Here is a 19,393-nt window from a genome sequence, read left to right as displayed (position 1 = left end):
TTCAATGACTAGCACTGTCAAGGTTGACCTGCCTGCAGAGATCTTCGACGTACAGACCAACGTGCCGCTGCTGCACCAGGTCGTCGTTGCCCAGCTCGCTGCTGCTCGCCAGGGTACCCACAAGACCAAGACCCGCGCTGAAGTTTCCGGTGCAGGCCGCAAGCCGTTCAAGCAGAAGGGCACCGGCCGCGCCCGTCAGGGTTCAATCCGTGCTCCTCACATGACCGGTGGTGGCGTTGTCCACGGCCCGACCCCGCGTGACTACAGCCAGCGGACCCCCAAGAAGATGATTGCTGCTGCACTGCGCGGCGCATTGTCTGACCGTGCCCGTAACGGCCGCATCCACGTTGTTGCTGAACTGGTAGCCGGCACCAAGCCGTCCGCCAAGGATGCACTGGCAACGCTGCGCGGCGTGTCCGAGCGCAAGAACCTGCTCGTTGTCATCGAGCGCGCCAACGATGTTGCCGCACTGTCCGTGCGCAACCTCGCAGATGTTCACGTTCTGTACGCAGACCAGCTGAACACCTACGACGTGCTCGTCTCTGACGACGTTGTCTTCACCAAGGCTGCCTATGAGGCATTCGTTGCCGCCAAGGCAAAGAACGAGGAGGATGCCAAGTGAGTGCAGCCACCATCAAGGACCCGCGCGACGTTGTGCTTGCACCCGTCGTATCGGAAAAGAGCTACGGCTTGATCGATGAGGGAAAGTACACCTTCCTGGTGGACCCCCGCTCGAACAAGACCGAGATCAAGCTGGCTGTGGAGAAGATTTTCTCCGTCAAGGTCGACTCGATCAACACCATCAACCGTGCCGGTAAGCGCAAGCGCACCAAATTCGGATGGGGTACCCGCAAGAACACCAAGCGTGCAATTGTGAGCCTCAAAGAAGGCACTATCGACATCTTCGGCGGTCCGCTCTCGTAGCGGAGACCACTTTAACGAGGAAATAAATTATGGGAATCCGTAAATACAAGCCGACTACACCGGGCCGTCGTGGCTCGAGCGTAGCGGACTTCACTGAAATCACGCGGTCGACGCCGGAAAAGTCGTTGGTACGTCCCCTCCCGAAAAAGGGTGGCCGTAACAACACCGGTAAGATCACAACCCGTCACAAGGGTGGTGGCCACAAGCGCCAGTACCGTCTGATCGACTTCCGTCGCCACGACAAAGACGGCGTTGACGCCCGCGTTGCCGAAATTGAGTACGATCCGAACCGTACGGCTCGCATCGCCCTCCTGCACTACGTTGATGGCACCAAGCGTTACATCATCGCCCCGAACAAGCTGTCCCAGGGTGACTTCGTAGAGGCCGGTGCCAACGCTGATATCAAGCCTGGCAACAACCTGCCCCTGCGCAACATCCCGGTGGGTACCGTTATCCACGCAGTTGAACTGCGTCCGGGTGGCGGCGCCAAGATGGGCCGCTCCGCCGGCGCATCGATCCAGCTTGTTGCAAAGGAAGGCCGCTTCGCCCAGCTGCGTCTGCCTTCCGGCGAAATCCGCAACGTTGACGTGCGCTGCCGCGCCACGATCGGCGAGGTCGGCAACGCAGAGCAGTCGAACATCAACTGGGGTAAGGCCGGCCGTATGCGGTGGAAGGGCGTTCGCCCGACCGTCCGTGGTGTCGCCATGAACCCGGTTGACCACCCGCACGGTGGTGGCGAGGGTAAGACGTCCGGTGGACGTCACCCCGTCAACCCGAACGGTAAGCGTGAGGGCCGCACCCGCCGCCCGAACAAAGAGAGCGACAAGCTTATTGTGCGTCGTCGTCGTACTGGCAAGAACAAGCGATAGGAGCCTGGACACATGCCACGCAGCCTGAAAAAAGGTCCTTTCGTTGACCAGCACCTCTTTGTGAAGGTGGACAGGGAAAACGAAAAGGGCACCAAGAACGTTATCAAGACCTGGTCCCGCCGTTCGATGATCATCCCCGACATGCTCGGGCACACGATCGCCGTGCACGACGGACGCAAGCACATCCCGGTGTTTGTCACCGAGTCGATGGTCGGGCACAAGCTCGGCGAATTCGCTCCGACGCGGACATTCCGCGGCCATGTCAAGGACGACCGTAAGGGCAAGCGCCGCTAGGCGCCTGCACTTACGTCAAAGACGAGAGAAGGAAAGCAATGGAAGCCAAGGCAATTGCGCGTCACATCCGCGTAACGCCTATGAAGGCCCGGCGCGTCGTCAACCTTGTTCGTGGTAAGCAAGCGAACGAGGCTCTGGCAATTCTGAAGTTTGCCCCCCAGGCAGCTTCGGAGCCGGTATTCAAGGTAGTTCAGTCAGCAATCTCCAACGCCCGGGTCCTCGCGGACCGCGACGGCGTGGCGTTTGATGAAGGTGACCTCATCATCAGCGAAGCGTTTGTTGATGAAGGCCCGACCATGAAGCGGTTCCAGCCGCGTGCCCAGGGTCGTGCATTTCAGATCAAGAAGCGCACGAGCCACATCACCGTGGTAGTCGCTACCCCGGAGAAAGAGGAGGCTCGCTAAGTGGGACAGAAAGTTAACCCGCACGGGTTCCGACTCGGCATCACCACCGATCACGTATCGCACTGGTTTGCTGACAGCACCAAGGCCGGCCAGCGGTACAAGGACTTCGTTCGCGAAGACATCCGTATCCGCCAGCTCATGTCCACGGGCATGGAGCGCGCCGGTATCGCCAAGGTTGAAATCGAGCGCACCCGCGACCGTGTCCGTGTGGATATCCACACGGCACGTCCGGGCATCGTTATCGGCCGCCGCGGTGCAGAAGCAGACCGCATCCGCGGCGAGCTCGAAAAGCTCACCGGCAAGCAGGTTCAGCTGAACATCCTCGAGGTCAAGAACCCCGAGATGGAAGCACAGCTTGTTGCCCAGGGCGTTGCAGAGCAGCTGACTTCCCGCGTGGCATTCCGCCGTGCGATGAAGAAGGCAATGCAGTCCGCTCAGCGTGCAGGTGCCAAGGGCATCCGTATCGCCTGCTCCGGTCGACTGGGTGGCGCTGAAATGTCCCGCTCGGAGTTCTACCGCGAAGGCCGTGTGCCCCTGCACACCCTCCGTGCGAACATCGACTACGGCTTCTACGAAGCCAAGACCACCTTCGGCCGTATTGGCGTGAAGGTCTGGATCTACAAGGGTGACGTCACCTCCAAGGAACTGGCTCAGCAGGCAGCTGCTGCTCCGTCCCGCGGCCGTGGTGCCAGCGATCGCCCGGGCCGCCCGGGTGGCGCTGACCGTGGTGACCGCCGCCGTCGTACCGACCGTCCGGCAGCGGAGGCAGCTCCGGCTGCCGAAGCTCCGGCAGTTGAGGCTGCACCTGCTGCAGTAGAAGGAGGACAGGCTTAAATGCTTATCCCACGTCGAGTCAAGCACCGTAAGCAGCACCACCCGGGTCGTTCCGGCGCTGCTACGGGCGGCACCAGGGTCTCCTTCGGTGAGTGGGGCATCCAGGCTCTGAGCCCGGCATACGTCACGAACCGTCAGATCGAATCTGCCCGTATCGCGATGACCCGCCACATCAAGCGTGGCGGTAAGGTCTGGATCAACATTTACCCGGACCGTCCGCTGACGAAGAAGCCTGCCGAAACCCGTATGGGTTCCGGTAAGGGTTCTCCGGAATGGTGGGTCTCAAACGTCAAGCCGGGCCGGGTTCTCTTCGAACTCTCCGGTGTCAGTGAAGAGGTAGCTCGCGAGGCCCTGCGCCTGGCAATCCACAAGCTGCCGTTGAAGGCACGCATTGTGCGTCGCGAAGGTGGTGAGTAGAAATGGCAGTAGGATCCAAGGAACTTGCATCCGCACAGCTGGACGGTTTCGACAACGAGCGTCTCGTTGAAGAACTCCGTAAGGCCAAGGAAGAGCTGTTCAACCTGCGTTTCCAGTCCGCCACCGGTCAGCTGGAGAACCACGGTCGTCTGCGCGCGGTAAAGAAGGACATCGCACGCATCTACACCGTTCTCCGTGAGCGCGAGCTCGGCATTCGTGTCGAGGTAGCCGCACCGGTTGTGGAAGCCAAGGAAGAGAAGAAGTCCAAGAAGGCTGCAACCAAGAAGGCCGACAAGGCTGAAACGGTTGAGGCCGAGGAGGATGCCAAGTGAGTGAAAAGGACGAGAACGTGACGGAAACTGTTTCCGACGCAGCCAAGGCTGACGAGCGCGGTTACCGTAAGACGAAGCGCGGCTACGTCGTCTCGGACAAGATGGAAAAGACCATCGTTGTCCAGGTCGAAGACCGCGTGAAGCACGCCCTTTACGGCAAGGTCATCCGCCGCAACACGAAGATCAAGGCCCACGACGAAGAGAACACCGCCGGCATCGGCGACCTCGTTCTCCTCGCCGAGACCCGCCCGCTGTCCGCTACCAAGCGGTGGCGCCTGGTGGAGATCCTCGAAAAGGCCAAGTAACCCCCTGAGCCGGACCTGTCCGGCCTAGGTCATTACTGACCAGAAGGGCCCGTTCCCCGCAAGGGGAGCGGGCCTTTTCGTGTGCCGCACCCGGGCCAGTCCCGGTCCGTCCCCGGTTAGTGTCCGGGGGCCGGAACGTGCTAAGATTTTGAGTTTGTATGGCGCCCTTCGTGCGCCGTCATCAACCTCGTAAACAATCGTGCCACGGCATAGTGCCCCCTTGAGCTCCGATCCGTCGGAATTGCCTGGGAAGCAAATGTTTTTGGCACGGGAGTTTAGGCCTGGTCTGGCAAAATCCAGGCAGGTCAAGAGACACCCCGATCAACCGTTCCGCAAGGCTCATTCCGTAGGAAGATTTTCGGTCTGAGAACCAGCGCGACGCAAGGAGTAAATAGTGATTCAGCAGGAGTCGCGACTCAAGGTCGCCGACAACACGGGTGCTAAGGAAATCCTTACCATTCGCGTTCTCGGTGGATCTGGCCGTCGCTACGCAGGCATTGGCGACGTTATCGTCGCTACCGTCAAGGACGCAATTCCGGGCGGCAACGTAAAGAAGGGCGATGTCGTCAAGGCTGTCATCGTCCGTACCAAGAAGGAACGCCGCCGTGCGGATGGTTCCTACATTAAGTTTGACGAGAACGCAGCTGTGATCCTGAAGAACGACGGTGACCCCCGCGGTACCCGTATCTTCGGACCGGTTGGTCGTGAACTTCGTGACAAGAAGTTCATGAAGATCGTTTCTCTGGCTCCGGAGGTGCTCTAGTCCATGGCTAAGATCAAAAAGGGTGACCTCGTTCAGGTCATCACTGGCGCCAAGGCTGAGCGCGGCGGCGACAAAGGCAAGCAGGGCAAGGTTCTGCGCGTATTCCCGGAGACCAACCGCGTGTTGGTCGAAGGCATTAACCGCGTAACCAAGCACACCAAGGTCGGTCAGTCGCAGCGCGGCTCCAAGACCGGTGGCATCGAGGTCGTCGAGGCTTCCATCCACATCTCCAACGTGGCCCTGGTTGACCCCTCGACCAAGAAGCCCACCCGCGTCGGTTTCCGCACCGAGACCGTTGAGCGCGATGGCGTGAAGCGTGAAGTGCGCGTACGCGTGGCCAAGAGCTCCGGGAAGGACATCTAATGACTGAGACTCTCGAGACTCCGGCAAGCAAGATCGTTCCTCGTCTGAAGACCAAGTACGCGGATTCCATCAAGAGCACGCTCATCGAGGAATTCAAGTACGAAAACGTCAACCAGGTTCCCCGTCTGGTCAAGGTCGTTGTGAACATGGGTGTTGGAGATGCCGCCAAGGACTCCAAGCTGATCGACGGCGCTGTCCGCGATCTGACCCTGATCACCGGTCAGAAGCCGCAGGTAACCAAGGCCCGCAAGTCGATCGCACAGTTCAAGCTGCGCGAAGGCATGCCCATCGGTGCACACGCAACTCTGCGTGGGGACCGCATGTGGGAATTCCTGGACCGTCTGGTCACGCTGGCACTGCCGCGTATCCGTGACTTCCGGGGCCTCAGTGGCAAGCAGTTCGATGGCAACGGCAACTACACCTTCGGTCTGACCGAGCAGGTTATGTTCCACGAGATCGACCAGGATTCCATCGACCGCGTTCGCGGTATGGACATCACCGTCGTGACCACCGCCAAGACCGACGACGAAGGCCGTGCGCTGCTCAAGGCGCTTGGTTTCCCGTTCAAGACCGAAGCTTAATCTAGCTACATAGAAGGTCCGGCCTTGCCGATTCCCCGAGGGGATGGCAAGGCGGAAACCGTTATGAGGAAGGGCAAGAGCCCAACATGACCATGACAGATCCCGTCGCAGACATGCTTACGCGTCTGCGCAACGCAAACTCGGCATACCACGACTCCGTGACTATGCCGTACAGCAAGCTCAAGGCACGCGTTGCCGACATCCTGAAGGCTGAAGGTTACATCGCCTCCTGGAAAGAAGAAGACGCTGAGGTTGGCAAGAAGCTGACCCTCGAGCTCAAGTTCGGTCCGAACCGCGAGCGTTCAATCGCTGGCGTTCGTCGTATTTCCAAGCCGGGACTGCGCGTTTACGCAAAGTCCACCAACCTGCCGCACGTGCTCGGTGGCCTGGGTGTCGCAATCCTGTCCACCTCTTCCGGCCTCTTGACTGACAAGCAGGCCGGCAAGAAGGGCGTGGGCGGCGAAGTCCTCGCTTACGTCTGGTAACGGGAAAGGAAGAGAATAATGTCACGTATTGGACGTCTCCCCATCACCGTTCCTGCCGGCGTTGAGGTCAAGGTTGACGGCTCTGTCGTCAGCGTCAAGGGTTCCAAAGGCGAGCTGAGCCACACTGTGGCCAGCCCGATCGAGGTTTCCCTGGAAGAAGGCACCCTGACTGTCGCCCGCCCGAACGACGAGCGCGCCTCACGTTCGCTGCACGGCCTGACCCGCACCCTGATCGCCAACATGATCCAGGGTGTCACCGCAGGATACGAGAAGAAGCTTGAGATTGTCGGTACCGGTTACCGCGTCCAGGCCAAGGGTTCTGACCTGGAGTTCGCTCTGGGCTACAGCCACCCGGTTAACGTCTCGGCACCGAACGGCATCACCTTTGCAGTTGAGACCCCGACTAAGCTCTCTGTTTCAGGTATCTCCAAGCAGCAGGTCGGCGAGGTTGCTGCCAACATTCGCAAGCTGCGGAAGCCGGACCCCTACAAGGGCAAGGGCATCCGTTACGCAGGCGAAGTCATCCGCCGCAAGGTCGGAAAGGCTGGTAAGTAACCATGGCGATCGCAATTAACAAGAAGCGTACGAACAAGAGCAAGTCTGCCCAGCGCAGCCGCCGCCAGCTTCGTATCCGCAAGCGCATCTCCGGTACGGCTGTACGCCCGCGTCTGGTCGTCAACCGCTCCGCACGTCACGTATTCGTCCAGGTTGTCGATGACACCAAGGGCCTGACCGTGGCAAGCGCCTCCACACTGGAAGCCGACCTTCGTGCATTCGACGGTGACAAGACCGCCAAGGCCAAGCGCGTTGGCGAACTGGTCGCCGAGCGTGCCAAGGCTGCCGGTGTCGAAGCTGTTGTCTTCGACCGCGGTGGTAACAAGTACCACGGCCGGATCGCCGCCGTCGCTGACGGCGCACGTGAAGGTGGGCTGTCACTGTGACGGAAGCAAACAAGGAAAAGGACACTGTGTCTGCAGATCAGAAGGCGACTGAAGCCGTAGCTGCTCCGGCCACTGAGGCCGCTGCTCCCGCTGCTGCCGACGACCGCCGTGGTGGCGCTCGTCGTGGCGAGCGTGGCGACCGCGGCCAGGGCCGTGGCGACCGTGGTGGCCGTGGTGGCCGCGATGGCGGCCGCGAAGCCGAAAAGAGCCAGTTCGTAGAGCGCGTTGTAACCATCAACCGCGTTTCCAAGGTCGTCAAGGGTGGTCGTCGCTTCAGCTTCACCGCCCTCGTCGTTGTCGGCGACGGCAACGGTATGGTCGGCGTTGGCTACGGCAAGGCTAAGGAAGTTCCTGCCGCAATCGCGAAGGGCGTTGAAGAAGCCAAGAAGTCCTTCTTCCGCGTTCCCCGCATCGGCAGCACCATCCCGCACCGCGTTCAGGGTGAAGCCGCCGCAGGCGTCGTTATGCTGCGTCCGGCTTCCGCCGGTACCGGTGTTATCGCCGGCGGTCCGGTCCGTGCAGTACTGGAGTGCGTGGGCATCCACGACATCCTCTCCAAGTCGCTCGGTTCCTCCAACGCCATCAACATCGTTCACGCGACCGTTGATGCCCTGAAGCGCCTCGAAGAGCCGGCAGCAGTGGCAGCACGCCGCGGCCTGCCGCTGGACGAAGTTGCTCCGCCGGCGATGGTTAAGGCTCTCCTGAACCAGAAGGCAGGTGTCTGAGTTGGCTAAGAACGTGCTTGTCTCCGACGCTCAGTTGGAGATCACCCAGATCAAGTCCGCCATTGGCGGCAAGCAGAACCAGCGCGACACCCTGCGGTCCCTCGGCCTGAAGCGGATCGGACACACTGTTGTCCGCACCGCCGACGCCGTGACCGTCGGAATGCTCAACACGGTTCCGCACCTGGTAAAGGTAGAGGAGGCGAAGTAAATGGCAGAGAAGAACACCGCCGAAAAGGCACAGGGCGCCGCTGCTGAGAAGCAGAACGCACTGAAGGTTCACCACCTGCGTCCCGCCCCGGGTGCCAAAACCGCCAAGACCCGTGTTGGTCGTGGTGAAGGTTCCAAGGGTAAGACCGCTGGTCGCGGTACCAAGGGTACGAAGGCCCGTTACCAGATCAAGGCTGGCTTTGCCGGCGGCCAGTTGCCGCTGCACATGCGCCTGCCGAAGCTGCGCGGCTTCAAGAACCCGTTCCGGGTTGAGTTCCAGGTTGTAAACCTGGACAAGCTCAACGAGCTGTTCCCGGAAGGTGGCGCAGTCACCGTGGAGAACCTGGTCGAAAAGGGTGCCGTTCGCAAGAACCAGCCCGTCAAGGTGCTGGGCACCGGCGACATCACCGTCAAGGTTGACGTCACGGTCCACGCATTCTCGGCCAGCGCCGCAGAAAAGATCGCAGCAGCAGGCGGAAGCACCACCGCCCTCTAATAGGGGACGGCGGGGCAACTGCCCGTTGTGAGAACTCCCGGTACGCGGGGCCCAGGCCCTGCGTACCGGGAGTTTTTTCTCATTTGGAACCTCACCGATTGTTCGCAGGACGCATCAACCCGTTAGACTCGGTTGTTGGGTTTTATTGACCTATCTCACACGACTTTATAAACACATCAGGAGGACGCTTGCTTAGCGCATTTGGCCGGGCCTTTCGCACGCCTGATCTGCGACGCAAGTTGTTGTTCACGCTGGGAATCATCACAATCTTCCGCTTGGGTGCCTTCATCCCCTCGCCTGGTGTGAACTACCAGAATGTCCAGCAATGCTTGCAGAACGGTCAGACCTCGGGCGGGATCTACCAGCTCGTCAATCTGTTCAGCGGCGGTGCATTGCTGCAGGTGTCCATCTTCGCCTTGGGCATCATGCCGTACATCACGGCCAGCATCATTGTGCAGCTGCTCCGGGTAGTCATTCCCCGGTTCCAGGAGCTGTATGAAGAGGGCGCATCGGGGCAGTCCAAGCTGACGCAGTACACGCGTTACCTGACCATCGCCCTGGGCCTGTTGAACGCCACGACGCTGGTGTCGCTGGCACGTTCCGGGCAGCTGCTGCCCAACTGCCAGCTGGACATCATTCCGGATGCGAGCGTCATCACCACCATCCTCATCATCATCACGCTGACGGCAGGTACCGGCCTGATCATGTGGATGGGCGAGCTCGTCACTGAGAAGGGCGTGGGCAACGGCATGTCGCTGCTCATCTTCACCTCGATCGCCGCCAGCTTCCCGACGTCGCTGGGCGCCATCTGGACCTCGCAGGGCCCGGGCACTTTCTTCATGGTGCTGGCGATCGGCCTGCTCACCGTGGCCCTCGTGGTATTCGTGGAACAATCCCAGCGCCGCATTCCGGTGCAGTACGCCAAGCGCATGATCGGCCGGCGGACCGTGGGCGGGACCAGCACGTATATCCCCATCAAGGTGAACATGGCCGGCGTCGTGCCCGTCATCTTCGCGTCCTCGATGCTGTACCTGCCGGGTCTGATCTCCCAGTTCAACCAGCCGAAGCAGGGCGAACCGATCCAGCCGTGGGTTGAATGGATCAACAACAACCTCACCCGCGGTGACCACCCCATTTACATGGCGCTCTATTTCGCCATGATTGTTTTCTTCACCTACTTCTATGTCGCAATCACTTTCAATCCTGAAGAGGTTTCCGACAACATGAAGAAGTACGGCGGCTTCATCCCGGGTATCCGGGCCGGTAAGCCGACGGCGGACTATCTGCAGTACGTCCTTTCCAGGATCACCCTGCCCGGCGCCCTCTACCTGGGCTTTGTGGCATTGATCCCGCTGGTCGCCCTGGTCCTGATCAATGCCAACCAGAACTTCCCGTTCGGTGGAACGTCGATCCTGATCATGGTGGGTGTCGGCCTGGAAACGGTCAAGCAGATTGACGCGCAGCTACAACAACGTCACTACGAAGGGCTTTTGCGATGACGAGAATGCTGATTATCGGACCTCCGGGTTCAGGCAAGGGAACGCAGGCGGATCGGATCTCCGAGCGCCTCGGCGTCGTTGCGATCTCCACCGGCGACATTTTCCGCGCCAACGTCAAGGGTGAGACGCCGCTGGGCGTCGAAGCCAAGAAGTACATGGATGCCGGCGATTTCGTGCCGGACAGCGTCACCAACAAGATGGTGCGCGACCGCCTGAGCGAGGACGACGTCGAAAACGGCTTCCTCCTGGACGGATACCCGCGCACCACCGCACAGGTGGACTACCTCGATGAGATCCTCGCCAACGGTGAGCAGAAGCTGGACGTTGTCCTGCAGCTGACCGCCGATGACGAGGAACTGGTGCACCGGCTGCTTGGCCGGGCCAAGGAAACAGGCCGGAGCGACGACAATGAAGCCGTCATCCGCCACCGCCTGGACCTGTACCACGAGCAGACCGAAGCCGTTGTGGCCAAGTATGCCGAACGCGGCATCCTGACCCAGGTGGACGGCATCGGCGCCATCGACGAGGTCACCGACCGCGTGATGGAAGCCATCAAGGCAGCACAGGCAGCCTGATCCAGGATTAGCCGGGGCATCAAGGCAGATGCCGGAACCCGGCTCGCCTTCAGTGCCAGGCAGGGCGCGTCCCGTACCATCGTGTACGGGACGCGCCCTGCCTTGTTTTGGGGCGGCGCCCAGTACCGAAGGCGGCGCCCTGTGCCGAGGGCGGCGCCTCGCTTGGCGGCGGCCGTCAGGTGGTCAGGACCGGACCCGGGAATCACCGGACGCATTGTCTGTGGGGAGATATTGCATGAACCAGACCCTTCCGGGGGCGGCGAGGATCGCCGGCCTTGAAGTCTATGTGCCGCCCGGGCGGCTGGGCACCGAACAATTGGAGCGGCAGCTTGCCGCCTCCAGCCCGGGATTTCGGGTCCCGAAGGGCCTGATCGGCAGGCTGACCGGCATCCGGACACGGTCTGTGATGGCCGTGACCGAGCAGGCGTCCGACCTTGCGGCCGTCGCCGCCGCCAAACTGCTGGCGGACCGCGGACTCCAGCCCGCCGACGTCGACCTCCTCCTTTTTGCCTCGGCGAGCCAGGACATGGTGGAGCCGGCCACCGGCCACATGGTTGCCGCAAAACTCGGCATCGGCTGCCCGGTAATGGACATCAAGAACGCCTGCAACAGTATTCTGAACGGCCTCGAGGTGGCCGACGCCCTGATCGGAACCGGTCGTTACCGGCGCGTCCTCCTCGTGAGCGGGGAATCGCCCTCCCGGGCGGTGCGGTGGGCTGTTCCGGACCAGGCGACCTTCGCTGCAGCCTTCCCCGGCTACACCATGAGCGACGCCGGGTGCGCACTGCTGCTGGAACCGGCAGACCCCGACGCCGGGTCCCGGGTGCTGGGAATGGGATTCACCGCGAAGAGCAGCCACTGGGCAGTAGGAACGCTCGCGACCGGCGGTTCGGTCGCTCCGCGGGACCCCGAAGCAACGTACTTCAACATGGACGGCGAAAAGCTCAAGGACGCATTCCTCGATCTGGGCCGGGGCATCCTGGACGAGACCCTGGAGCGGCTTGGCCTGGCCTGGACGGACTTCGCCGTCGTCTGCGTCCACCAGGTAAGTGCCCCGTACCGGGACATCTTTGCCCGCGGGGCCCGGGTGCCGGAGGACAAACTCGTCAGGACCGTGGAGGATTTCGGCAACATGGCCTCGGTCAGCCTGCCGCTGCAGCTGAAGGTGGCGCAGGACCTGGGCCGGTGCGGCCCCGGCGACCTGGTGGCGCTGGTGGGGCTGGCCGGCGGCGTGAGCCTGGGCATCGCCGTGGTGCGGCTGTGACGGCACCGGTCCCCGGCAGCGAACCGGTCCCCGGCGGCGAACCGGCCCCGTGCAGCGAACAGGCCCCGGGCGGCGAACCGGCCCCGGGCCCCGTGCCGCCGGTGCGGGCGCTGTGTGTCGCAATGCCGGCGCTCAACGAGGAGAAGCTGATCCGCCAGTCACTGCAGGCGCTGGCCGCGCAGGTGCACAAGGACTTCACGCTCGTGGTGGTGGACAACGGCTCCACGGACGCAACCACGGCAATCGTCGCGGACTTTGCCCGGATTCACCCTGCCATGGATGTCCGGCTGATCCACGAGCCGCAAAAGGGGACCGGAGCAGCTGCCGATACCGGCATGCGTTTCGGCGCCCTGAACTGCGCCCGCTGGCTGGCACGCACGGATGCGGACTGCCTGCCGGCTCGCGACTGGACACAGCGCATCGTGGAAGCGTTCGACGACGGCCTGGAAATGGTTGCCGGGCAGCTGAACCCCCGGCTGGACGAAGGCCTGGGCCGGGCAAGCCGGTGGCTGATGCTGCTGGCCGTGGAGGTCGCCTCGTTCTTCGGCCGCATCCGCCCGGGTAACAAGGGGGAGGGCTACCTTGGCCCCTACCAGATGCTGCCCGGCTGCAACATGGCCATCACCGCAGGGCTCTATCTGCGGTCAGGCGGATTTCCGCGCACCAGCATCGAGGACCTGCACGAGGACCGTGCGCTTTCCAACCGTGTCCGCAAACTCACGCGCGCCTACGCCCTTCGGCGCAACGTGGTGGTCTTCGGATCCTCCCGCCGGGTACAGGCCTGGGGCCTGCCCAACGCCCTGGCCTGGTATGCGGACCACCGGTTCCGCCCCGACCACGTCGACATCCGGTGAACACCGATACGGCACGGGCCGCAGCCTCGGGAGGCCTGGCCGTCTGGGAGCGGCGACTGCATACCGGTGCCCATCCGGTGGCGTACCCGCTGATCCGCGGGCTGGGGAAGCTCCGGCCCGTTGTCCGGCTGCCGGGGCTCGGCGTGCTGGTCAGCGAGGCCTCACTGGTCCGCGATGTCCTGATGGACGCCAGCTACTCGAAGTCCGGTACCCGGGCTTCCGGCGCGCTGTGGACTCCCGTGGTGGGACCGCGCGTCCTGCTGAACATGCACGGGGCGGAGCATCTGGAGCTGCGCCGCCGCCTCAACGGACTGTTCACCCCGCGGGCCGTTGAAGCCATCGTCGCCCCCGCGGGCGAACGATTGCGCGAGCGGTTGGCTGCAGGGCTGGAGAACGGCGCCTCCGTGGAGTTCGTCGGGCTGGTCAAGGAGCTTTCCGGGGGAGTAATCAGCAGGCTGCTGGGTGTCCGGGACGATGCTCCCGGCCGCCTGCCGGACACCGAACTCTTCAACCTGGGCACCTCCATCACCTCACTGGTTCGCCTGGGCCGGCCAAGGCTGACGGCGCCGCAGGTCGCAAAGGCGAAGGCCGCCGTCGAAATTCTTGCCGGGCCAGTGCGCAGTGCGTACCGCAGCGACGACCCCTCAACCTTTCCCGGCCGCCTCCGCGTCCTGGGCCTCAGCGAGGACGAAGCGGTGGGGATCGTCAGTGCCTTTGTGATCGCGGGGACCGAGACCTTGGTGTCCTACGTTCCGCGGCTCGCCGCGATACTGTTCGACGGCGGCCGGCTGCCCGGGCTGGCAGCTGAGCGCAGCGGGCTCCCGGACGCCGTCAACGAGGGCCTGCGGTACACGGCGCCGTCGCCCATGATGCTCCGCGAGGCGACGGCGCCCGGGCGGCTGGGCGGCGTCCGGATCAGGCCGGGGGACCGCATCCTGCTTTCGACCGTGCACGCGGTCAAGAGCCTGGGCGGCTTCGACCCGGGGACTCCCGTTCCGCCCGCGGCCCGCCAGCTGTGGTTCGGGGCGGGCGCCCACTTCTGCATCGGCATGCCGCTGGCGATGGCCGAGATCAACTGCGCGCTGGCTGCGCTGCTGGACGAGTACCGCCGGAACCCGTGGTCCATCCGCTCCCGGACCGTCAGCCGCAACGTACTCATTCCGCACTACACGTCCTTGGAGCTGACCCGTGCCGGCTGACCTGCCGGATGACCTCATTGCCGCGGTGTACGACGCCGCATCGGAGTACCCGGACCATCCGGCCATCACGGCACCCGGCAAACGCAGCGGAAGGCCCGGCAAGACCATCAGCTACCGGGACCTTGCTGACGGGATCGAATCCACGGCCGCGGGCCTGCGGCGTGACGGGTTCGGCCCGGGGGAGCGCCTGCTGTTTTCGGTCCGGCCGGGTCCGGCGGCTTTCACGCTCGCGCTGGCCGCCGTCCGGGCAGGCGGGGCCATTGTGTTCATCGATCCGGGGGTTGGGCCCGAGCTCTTCCGGAACAGGAGCGCGCTGGCATCCCCGCGCTGGGCAGCGTCCGAGTCGCTGCTCTATGCCCTCAGCGCGCGCGGCCCGCTGCGGCCCCTTGCCCGGCGGCGCGGCCTGCTGCTCCCGGACTACGGGGCCATGAAGGTCAGGCACTACCACTCCGGCCCGTGGCTTCCGGGAGTCCCGCTGACATCCACCAACATCCGTTCGCTGTCCCGCCGTACGGCGCGTCCCGCAGGCAAGTACGACGGCGGTGCTCACGCCGGCGGCAACGCTCACAGCGGCGGTGGGGCCGCCGGCGGCGGTGACGGCGGTGACGGCCGTCCCCGCCGTCCCGACGGGCTGCCGGCGATGGAGGCCGCGCCAGGGCAGGAAGCGGTCATCATCTTCACGTCCGGCACCACCGGGAATCCGAAGGGAGTGGTGCACAGCCGCGGGACCCTGGCCGCCGGCTTTGGCCAGCTGAGCACGCGCTGCACGTTCGCCGCCGGTGACCGCATCCACTCGGAGCAGCTGATGATGGGCCTGCCTGCGCTGATCGCCGGCGCCCACTGGACCATGCCCGCGTACGGTCTGTCCGCTGCGATCGATCCGCTGCGGTTCGCAGCCGAGCTGGGGTCCTCGCCCGGGCATAAGGCGGCAACCCACGTGTTCCTGGTGCCCGCGCAGCTGGCGCCGATCCTTGACGCCGTCGAAACCGGACAGCTGGTGTGGCCGGACACCCTGAAAACGGTAATGCTGGGTGCCGCGCCCGTGCTGGCATCCTTCCTGGAGCGGGCCGCCGTACTCCTGCCAGGAGTGCGCTTCCACTGCATCTACGGGATGACCGAAGTACTGCCCATAGCGATCGCCGACGGACAAGAGAAACTGGCGTTCGCTGCCGGGCATACCGCGGAATTCCGCACGCCGGACGGCTCCGGGGAGGGCGACTACCTCGGCGAGCCCCTGCCGGGCGTGCACATCCGGGTGGCGGAGGACCACGAGTTGATCGTTTCCGGCCCGAACATGTGCCTGGGCTACCTCGGCGAGGACACCATGGACGAGCACGCCACCGGCGACCTCGTGCGGCTGGACCACGAACCGGCCGGGCCCGCCGATGACCCTGCCGCACAGGCCGGCTCCCCGAGCGCGCCGAGGCTGGTCATGCTGGGACGCAAGAAGGACATGATCATCCGCGGCAAGACCAACATCTACCCGGGCCTGTATGAGCCCGTAATCGCAGGCATCGACGGCGTCGGCCAGGCGGTGATGGTCGGCGTCCCGGACGGCATCGGCGACGAAACGGTGTGGCTCGCCGTCGAACCGCAACACGGACGGAACCAAGAAGCGGTCCTGCGGGCGCTGCGCCGCGAGCTGCCGAAACTCATCGACGAATCGGCCCTGCCCGACCGGATAGAGATCATGCCCAGGCTGCCGGCGTCCGGCCGGCACCGCAAGCCTGACCGCATGGCCCTGAGGGCCCTGTTCGCGGACCGGCCGCCGGAAGGGACGCCATGAGGATCGCGGTGACCGGGGCCAGCGGTTTCATCGGCGGAGCCGTTGCTGAGGCAGCCGAGGAACGCGGCTGGGAAGTGATCCGGTACGGCCGGCGCCGGCTCCCGGGCCTCCGCTTGTGGGACCTCAGCGCAGGGCAACTGCCCTCTCCGCCGGAAGTTGACGCCGTCGTACATGCCGGCGCGCATGTCGGCGACTGGGGACCGCCGCAGCTGTTCCACCGCGTGAACGTTCTGGGGACCGAGGCTGTTGCCGCGACCTTCCCGGGTGCGCGGCTGGTCCACATTTCCACTTCCAGCGTCTACCCCTGGTGGCAGCCGTGCGTGGACCGGCCCGAGGACGCGGTGGCGGGACGTTACCTGAACGCCTACTCCAGTTCGAAAGCCCTGGCCGAGGCCGCTGCAGCGCGGCACGGCAATGCGCTGATCCTCCGGCCGCACGGCGTCTACGGCCCCGGCGACCGGACGCTCCTGCCGCGGCTCATCCGCAACGTCAACCACGGGCGGCTGCTGAGCGTCGGAGGCCCGGACATCCGGCACCAGCTGACATCCATCGGCAACCTGGCCAGGGCAGCGCTCGCCGCCTGCACCTCGGACGCGACCGGTCCGGTGAACGTGGCCGACCACCGGCCGGTGGCACTCGGCCAGGTCCTGCGGGAGGTGCTGGACGCCACAGGCCGGGCCGACGTCGAACTCGGCTTCATCCCGGTGCGCGCGGCGATGACCCTGGCGGCGTCCCTCGAGGCGGTGGCGGGCGTGACACGCAGGCCGCCGCGGCTCACGCGGTATGCCGTGAGCCAGCTCGGCTTCCAGCGGACCTACTGCACGCGGCGGCTGCGGGAGGAGCTGGGCGTGGACCCTGTCCCGAGCAGCTTCGCAGGTGCGGGAGAATGGATCAGAGACCTGGGATGAACCATCCCGCCCGCGAGACGAAGCACTGAGGTATACATGGCATTCGGACAGCCCCGCATCGAATACAAGACCAACGCCCAAATGCGCACCATGCATGAGGCCGGCCTGGTCCTGAGCCGCGCCCTGGACGCTGCGGTAGCGGCTGCCATCCCCGGCACCACCACGGCGCAGCTGGACGCCGTATTCGCTGCGGTCCTGGACGAGGCGGGCGCCAAGTCCAACTTCCTCGGCTACCACGGGTTCCCGGCCACCATCTGCACCTCCGTCAACGAGGAAGTGGTCCACGGCATCCCCGGCAACCGTGTACTGAACGACGGCGACATCATCTCGATCGACGGCGGCGCGATCGTGGACGGCTGGCACTCCGACTCGGCCCGCACCGTGATTGTGGGGACGCCCGACCCCGAGGACGTGCGGCTGTCCGAAGTCACCGAGGAAGCCATGTGGCGGGGCATCGCCGCGCTGGCCACCGGAAAGTTCGTGGGGGACATCGGCTGCGCCGTGGACGACTACGTCGCCTCCGTGCCGGGCAAGCCGCTGGGCATCCTGGAAGACTACGTGGGCCATGGCATCGGCTCCGAGATGCACATGGCGCCGGACGTGCTGAACTACCGCACCAGCCACCGCGGGCCGAAGATCCGTCCCGGGCTGTGCCTGGCGATCGAGCCCATGCTGGTCCGCGGCGGCATCGAAACCGCTGTGCTCGACGACGACTGGACCGTGGTGACCACCGACGGCAAGCGCTCCTGCCAGTGGGAGCACTCGGTAGCCGTCCACGAGAAGGGCATCTGGGTTCTTTCAGCGCCCGACGGCGGCGCGGAGCGGCTTGCGCCGCTGGGCGTGGTCCCCGTCCCGATCCCGTAGATTTCGCTCCCGTAGCCACGAACCCGCGGCGACGCGCAAAATCCCTGGCGACGCGCAAACTTTCGACACGCAAAATCCCTGGCGCACCCGGAATTCCGGGTGCGCCAGGGATTTTGCGCGTCGAGGGACCGGAAGCGCGTCGGGACCGGGCGTCAGCTCTTGAGCTTGGGCTTGACGTCCTTCGTGTAGATGCCCTCCAGCGTGGACTTCAGGGCGGTCATGGTGGCTTTCACGTCGCCCTGCTGGGTGAGGATCTTCGCGGCGGCCTTGGCCATTTCCTGGTCCGCGCCGGGCAGGAACACCCGGGCGTTGTCCTGGACGCGGGTGGCCGCGAGCTGGTCCATTGCCGTCTTGATCTGCGGCGTCTTGGCCAGCACCGAGGTCATATCGGCGGACGTGCGGGTGGGCATGTAGCCCGTGGCCGCCGAGAATTCCGCGGTGTTTTCCGGCTCGGTCATGAATTTTAGGAACGTGCCCGCAGCGAGCTGCACTTCCTTGCTCACGCCGCTGGGGATGCCCAGGCCGGCCCCGCCCGTGGGGCAGACTCCGCTTTCCACCTTGGGGCCGCCCGGCAGGAAGCCCACGCCCACGTTGAACTGGGCCGACTTCAGCACGCCGAGCAGGGAACCCGTGGACGAGATGGTGGAGGAGGTGATGCCGGCGGCGAAATCGTCGGCCGCCTCCTTGGAGGAAACCCCCGCCCAGCCGTCCTTGTAGATGGAATCCTGGGCCCACTGCAGTGCCTCCACGGATTCCGCCGAGTCGCAGTTGATGGTCCACTCATTGGACCAGCTGCCGCCCCAGCCCCAGAGGTTGTTCTGCAGGGTCCAGCCTGCGTAGCCGGCCAGTGCCGGGTAGATGTAGGCGTACTGCGCACCGGAACTGGCTTTCAGCTTCGGCGCCCACTCGGCGAACTCCTGCCAGGTCTTCGGGGCCCGGTCAGGAAGCCCGGCCGCCTTGAAGTGGTCCTTGTTGTAGTAGAAAAGCGGCGTGGAACGGCCGTAGGGGAGGGCCCACTGCTTGTCGTCGTACTGGTAGTCCGCCACGAGGGACTTCTGGAAGTCGTCCACCTTGATGTCCAGCTGCTTGACCAGGCCATCCAGCGGGATGATGTTGCCGTTGGAGAAGTAGCGGAACCACCAGACATCTGAGAGCACCACAACGCCCGGCAGGGCCTCCTTGGCCGCCTGCGAGGTCTGGAACTTCTGCGCGATTTCCTCATAGTTGGCGCCCGCGGTCACCAGGTTCACCTTGATGTCCGGGAACTTGGCGTGGAATTTCGCGATGATGGACTTTTCCACGTCCTGGGACTTGCCCGGGTGGTTTGTCCAGAAATCGATGGAGGCGGCCGGCTTGACGCCGCTGAAGTCGATCTCGGCGGCTTCGCTCGCGGGCGTTGTTCCCCCGGTGGAGGGACCGCCGCATGCAGCCAGTGCCGCGGCGCCTGCCCCCGCGCCGGCCAGTCCAAGGAAATGCCTGCGGTCAAGATTCATAACCATTGTGG

Annotated in this window: 27 protein-coding genes; 26 read left to right on the top strand and 1 reads right to left on the bottom strand. The window is 64.3% G+C overall.

The genetic code is table 11. The features are described 5' to 3' along the window. Positions 1-4 precede the first annotated feature (4 nt). The 26 genes from rplD (at position 5) to map (ending at position 17,889) form a co-directional block, all read left to right on the top strand. A complete protein-coding gene (gene rplD / locus AC1DRE_RS14090; RefSeq protein WP_104172030.1) occupies positions 5-622 on the top strand; it encodes a 50S ribosomal protein L4 in 618 nt (205 codons plus the stop codon). Continuing rightward, complete coding sequence (gene rplW / locus AC1DRE_RS14085; RefSeq protein ID WP_024366132.1) at positions 619-924, top strand: 50S ribosomal protein L23; 306 nt, start codon at positions 619-621, stop codon at positions 922-924. The genes rplD and rplW overlap by 4 nt, the downstream gene beginning before the upstream one ends. Before the next feature lie 29 nt (positions 925-953). Continuing rightward, complete coding sequence (rplB, locus tag AC1DRE_RS14080) at positions 954-1,793, top strand: 50S ribosomal protein L2 (protein WP_104172031.1); 840 nt, start codon at positions 954-956, stop codon at positions 1,791-1,793. Positions 1,794-1,805: 12 nt separating this feature from the next. After that, on the top strand, positions 1,806-2,087 hold the full coding sequence (gene rpsS / locus AC1DRE_RS14075; RefSeq protein ID WP_011692805.1) for a 30S ribosomal protein S19: 282 nt from the start codon (positions 1,806-1,808) through the stop codon (positions 2,085-2,087). Positions 2,088-2,125: 38 nt separating this feature from the next. Next, a complete protein-coding gene (gene rplV / locus AC1DRE_RS14070; RefSeq protein WP_003803798.1) occupies positions 2,126-2,491 on the top strand; it encodes a 50S ribosomal protein L22 in 366 nt (121 codons plus the stop codon). Further along, positions 2,492-3,325: a 30S ribosomal protein S3 gene (gene rpsC / locus AC1DRE_RS14065; protein ID WP_104172032.1), complete on the top strand. Its 834-nt coding sequence runs from the start codon at positions 2,492-2,494 to the stop codon at positions 3,323-3,325. It abuts the gene before it with no gap. Continuing rightward, positions 3,326-3,742, top strand: a complete 417-nt coding sequence (gene rplP / locus AC1DRE_RS14060) for a 50S ribosomal protein L16 (protein WP_104172033.1) — start codon at positions 3,326-3,328, stop codon at positions 3,740-3,742. Between the two features lie 2 nt (positions 3,743-3,744). Then, positions 3,745-4,074 (top strand): 50S ribosomal protein L29, encoded by a 330-nt coding sequence (gene rpmC / locus AC1DRE_RS14055; RefSeq protein WP_104172034.1) that lies wholly within the window; start codon positions 3,745-3,747, stop codon positions 4,072-4,074. Further along, a complete protein-coding gene (rpsQ, locus tag AC1DRE_RS14050; RefSeq protein WP_104172035.1) occupies positions 4,071-4,379 on the top strand; it encodes a 30S ribosomal protein S17 in 309 nt (102 codons plus the stop codon). Before rpmC ends, rpsQ begins: the two co-directional genes overlap by 4 nt. 394 nt (positions 4,380-4,773) lie before the next feature. Then, positions 4,774-5,142, top strand: a complete 369-nt coding sequence (gene rplN, locus AC1DRE_RS14045) for a 50S ribosomal protein L14 (protein ID WP_003803789.1) — start codon at positions 4,774-4,776, stop codon at positions 5,140-5,142. Positions 5,143-5,145: 3 nt separating this feature from the next. Continuing rightward, positions 5,146-5,505, top strand: a complete 360-nt coding sequence (rplX, locus tag AC1DRE_RS14040; protein WP_104172036.1) for a 50S ribosomal protein L24 — start codon at positions 5,146-5,148, stop codon at positions 5,503-5,505. Further along, complete coding sequence (gene rplE, locus AC1DRE_RS14035) at positions 5,505-6,086, top strand: 50S ribosomal protein L5 (RefSeq protein ID WP_011692799.1); 582 nt, start codon at positions 5,505-5,507, stop codon at positions 6,084-6,086. Before rplX ends, rplE begins: the two co-directional genes overlap by 1 nt. A gap of 86 nt (positions 6,087-6,172) precedes the next feature. Next, positions 6,173-6,571, top strand: a complete 399-nt coding sequence (gene rpsH, locus AC1DRE_RS14030) for a 30S ribosomal protein S8 (RefSeq protein WP_018773673.1) — start codon at positions 6,173-6,175, stop codon at positions 6,569-6,571. An 18-nt stretch (positions 6,572-6,589) separates the two neighbouring features. Further along, the gene (gene rplF / locus AC1DRE_RS14025; protein WP_090575311.1) at positions 6,590-7,126 is read left to right on the top strand and encodes a 50S ribosomal protein L6; all 537 of its coding nucleotides are present in this window, start codon (positions 6,590-6,592) and stop codon (positions 7,124-7,126) included. Positions 7,127-7,128: 2 nt separating this feature from the next. Continuing rightward, positions 7,129-7,512 carry a 50S ribosomal protein L18 gene (gene rplR, locus AC1DRE_RS14020; RefSeq protein ID WP_364119058.1) on the top strand — a complete coding sequence of 128 codons (384 nt, stop codon included), beginning with the start codon at positions 7,129-7,131 and terminating at the stop codon, positions 7,510-7,512. Then, a complete protein-coding gene (gene rpsE / locus AC1DRE_RS14015) occupies positions 7,509-8,237 on the top strand; it encodes a 30S ribosomal protein S5 (RefSeq protein ID WP_364119061.1) in 729 nt (242 codons plus the stop codon). The genes rplR and rpsE overlap by 4 nt, the downstream gene beginning before the upstream one ends. Before the next feature lies 1 nt (position 8,238). Continuing rightward, positions 8,239-8,445 carry a 50S ribosomal protein L30 gene (gene rpmD, locus AC1DRE_RS14010; RefSeq protein ID WP_160664304.1) on the top strand — a complete coding sequence of 69 codons (207 nt, stop codon included), beginning with the start codon at positions 8,239-8,241 and terminating at the stop codon, positions 8,443-8,445. After that, on the top strand, positions 8,446-8,940 hold the full coding sequence (gene rplO, locus AC1DRE_RS14005; protein WP_058931722.1) for a 50S ribosomal protein L15: 495 nt from the start codon (positions 8,446-8,448) through the stop codon (positions 8,938-8,940). It begins immediately after the preceding gene. A gap of 188 nt (positions 8,941-9,128) precedes the next feature. Further along, positions 9,129-10,439: a preprotein translocase subunit SecY gene (secY, locus tag AC1DRE_RS14000; protein WP_364119065.1), complete on the top strand. Its 1,311-nt coding sequence runs from the start codon at positions 9,129-9,131 to the stop codon at positions 10,437-10,439. Between the two features lie 5 nt (positions 10,440-10,444). Beyond that, complete coding sequence (locus tag AC1DRE_RS13995) at positions 10,445-11,014, top strand: adenylate kinase (protein WP_476985246.1); 570 nt, start codon at positions 10,445-10,447, stop codon at positions 11,012-11,014. Between the two features lie 235 nt (positions 11,015-11,249). Further along, positions 11,250-12,278, top strand: a complete 1,029-nt coding sequence (locus AC1DRE_RS13990) for a 3-oxoacyl-ACP synthase III family protein (protein ID WP_476985194.1) — start codon at positions 11,250-11,252, stop codon at positions 12,276-12,278. After that, positions 12,275-13,132 (top strand): glycosyltransferase family 2 protein, encoded by an 858-nt coding sequence (locus tag AC1DRE_RS13985; RefSeq protein ID WP_476985193.1) that lies wholly within the window; start codon positions 12,275-12,277, stop codon positions 13,130-13,132. The genes AC1DRE_RS13990 and AC1DRE_RS13985 overlap by 4 nt, the downstream gene beginning before the upstream one ends. Beyond that, positions 13,129-14,331: a cytochrome P450 gene (locus AC1DRE_RS13980; RefSeq protein WP_476985192.1), complete on the top strand. Its 1,203-nt coding sequence runs from the start codon at positions 13,129-13,131 to the stop codon at positions 14,329-14,331. Before AC1DRE_RS13985 ends, AC1DRE_RS13980 begins: the two co-directional genes overlap by 4 nt. Then, a complete protein-coding gene (locus AC1DRE_RS13975; protein WP_476985191.1) occupies positions 14,321-16,117 on the top strand; it encodes a class I adenylate-forming enzyme family protein in 1,797 nt (598 codons plus the stop codon). Before AC1DRE_RS13980 ends, AC1DRE_RS13975 begins: the two co-directional genes overlap by 11 nt. After that, positions 16,114-17,025: an NAD-dependent epimerase/dehydratase family protein gene (locus AC1DRE_RS13970; protein WP_476985190.1), complete on the top strand. Its 912-nt coding sequence runs from the start codon at positions 16,114-16,116 to the stop codon at positions 17,023-17,025. Before AC1DRE_RS13975 ends, AC1DRE_RS13970 begins: the two co-directional genes overlap by 4 nt. Positions 17,026-17,061: 36 nt before the next feature. Next, positions 17,062-17,889 (top strand): type I methionyl aminopeptidase, encoded by an 828-nt coding sequence (gene map, locus AC1DRE_RS13965; RefSeq protein WP_476985189.1) that lies wholly within the window; start codon positions 17,062-17,064, stop codon positions 17,887-17,889. A gap of 152 nt (positions 17,890-18,041) precedes the next feature. Here map and AC1DRE_RS13960 read toward each other — a convergent pair whose 3' ends face one another. Then, positions 18,042-19,388: an ABC transporter substrate-binding protein gene (locus tag AC1DRE_RS13960; RefSeq protein WP_476985188.1), complete on the bottom strand. Its 1,347-nt coding sequence runs from the start codon at positions 19,386-19,388 to the stop codon at positions 18,042-18,044. Between the last annotated feature and the right edge of the window lie 5 nt (positions 19,389-19,393).

The organism is Arthrobacter sp. P4_H3, assembly GCF_056400885.1.
This window is presented reverse-complemented; position numbering and strand designations above follow the sequence as displayed.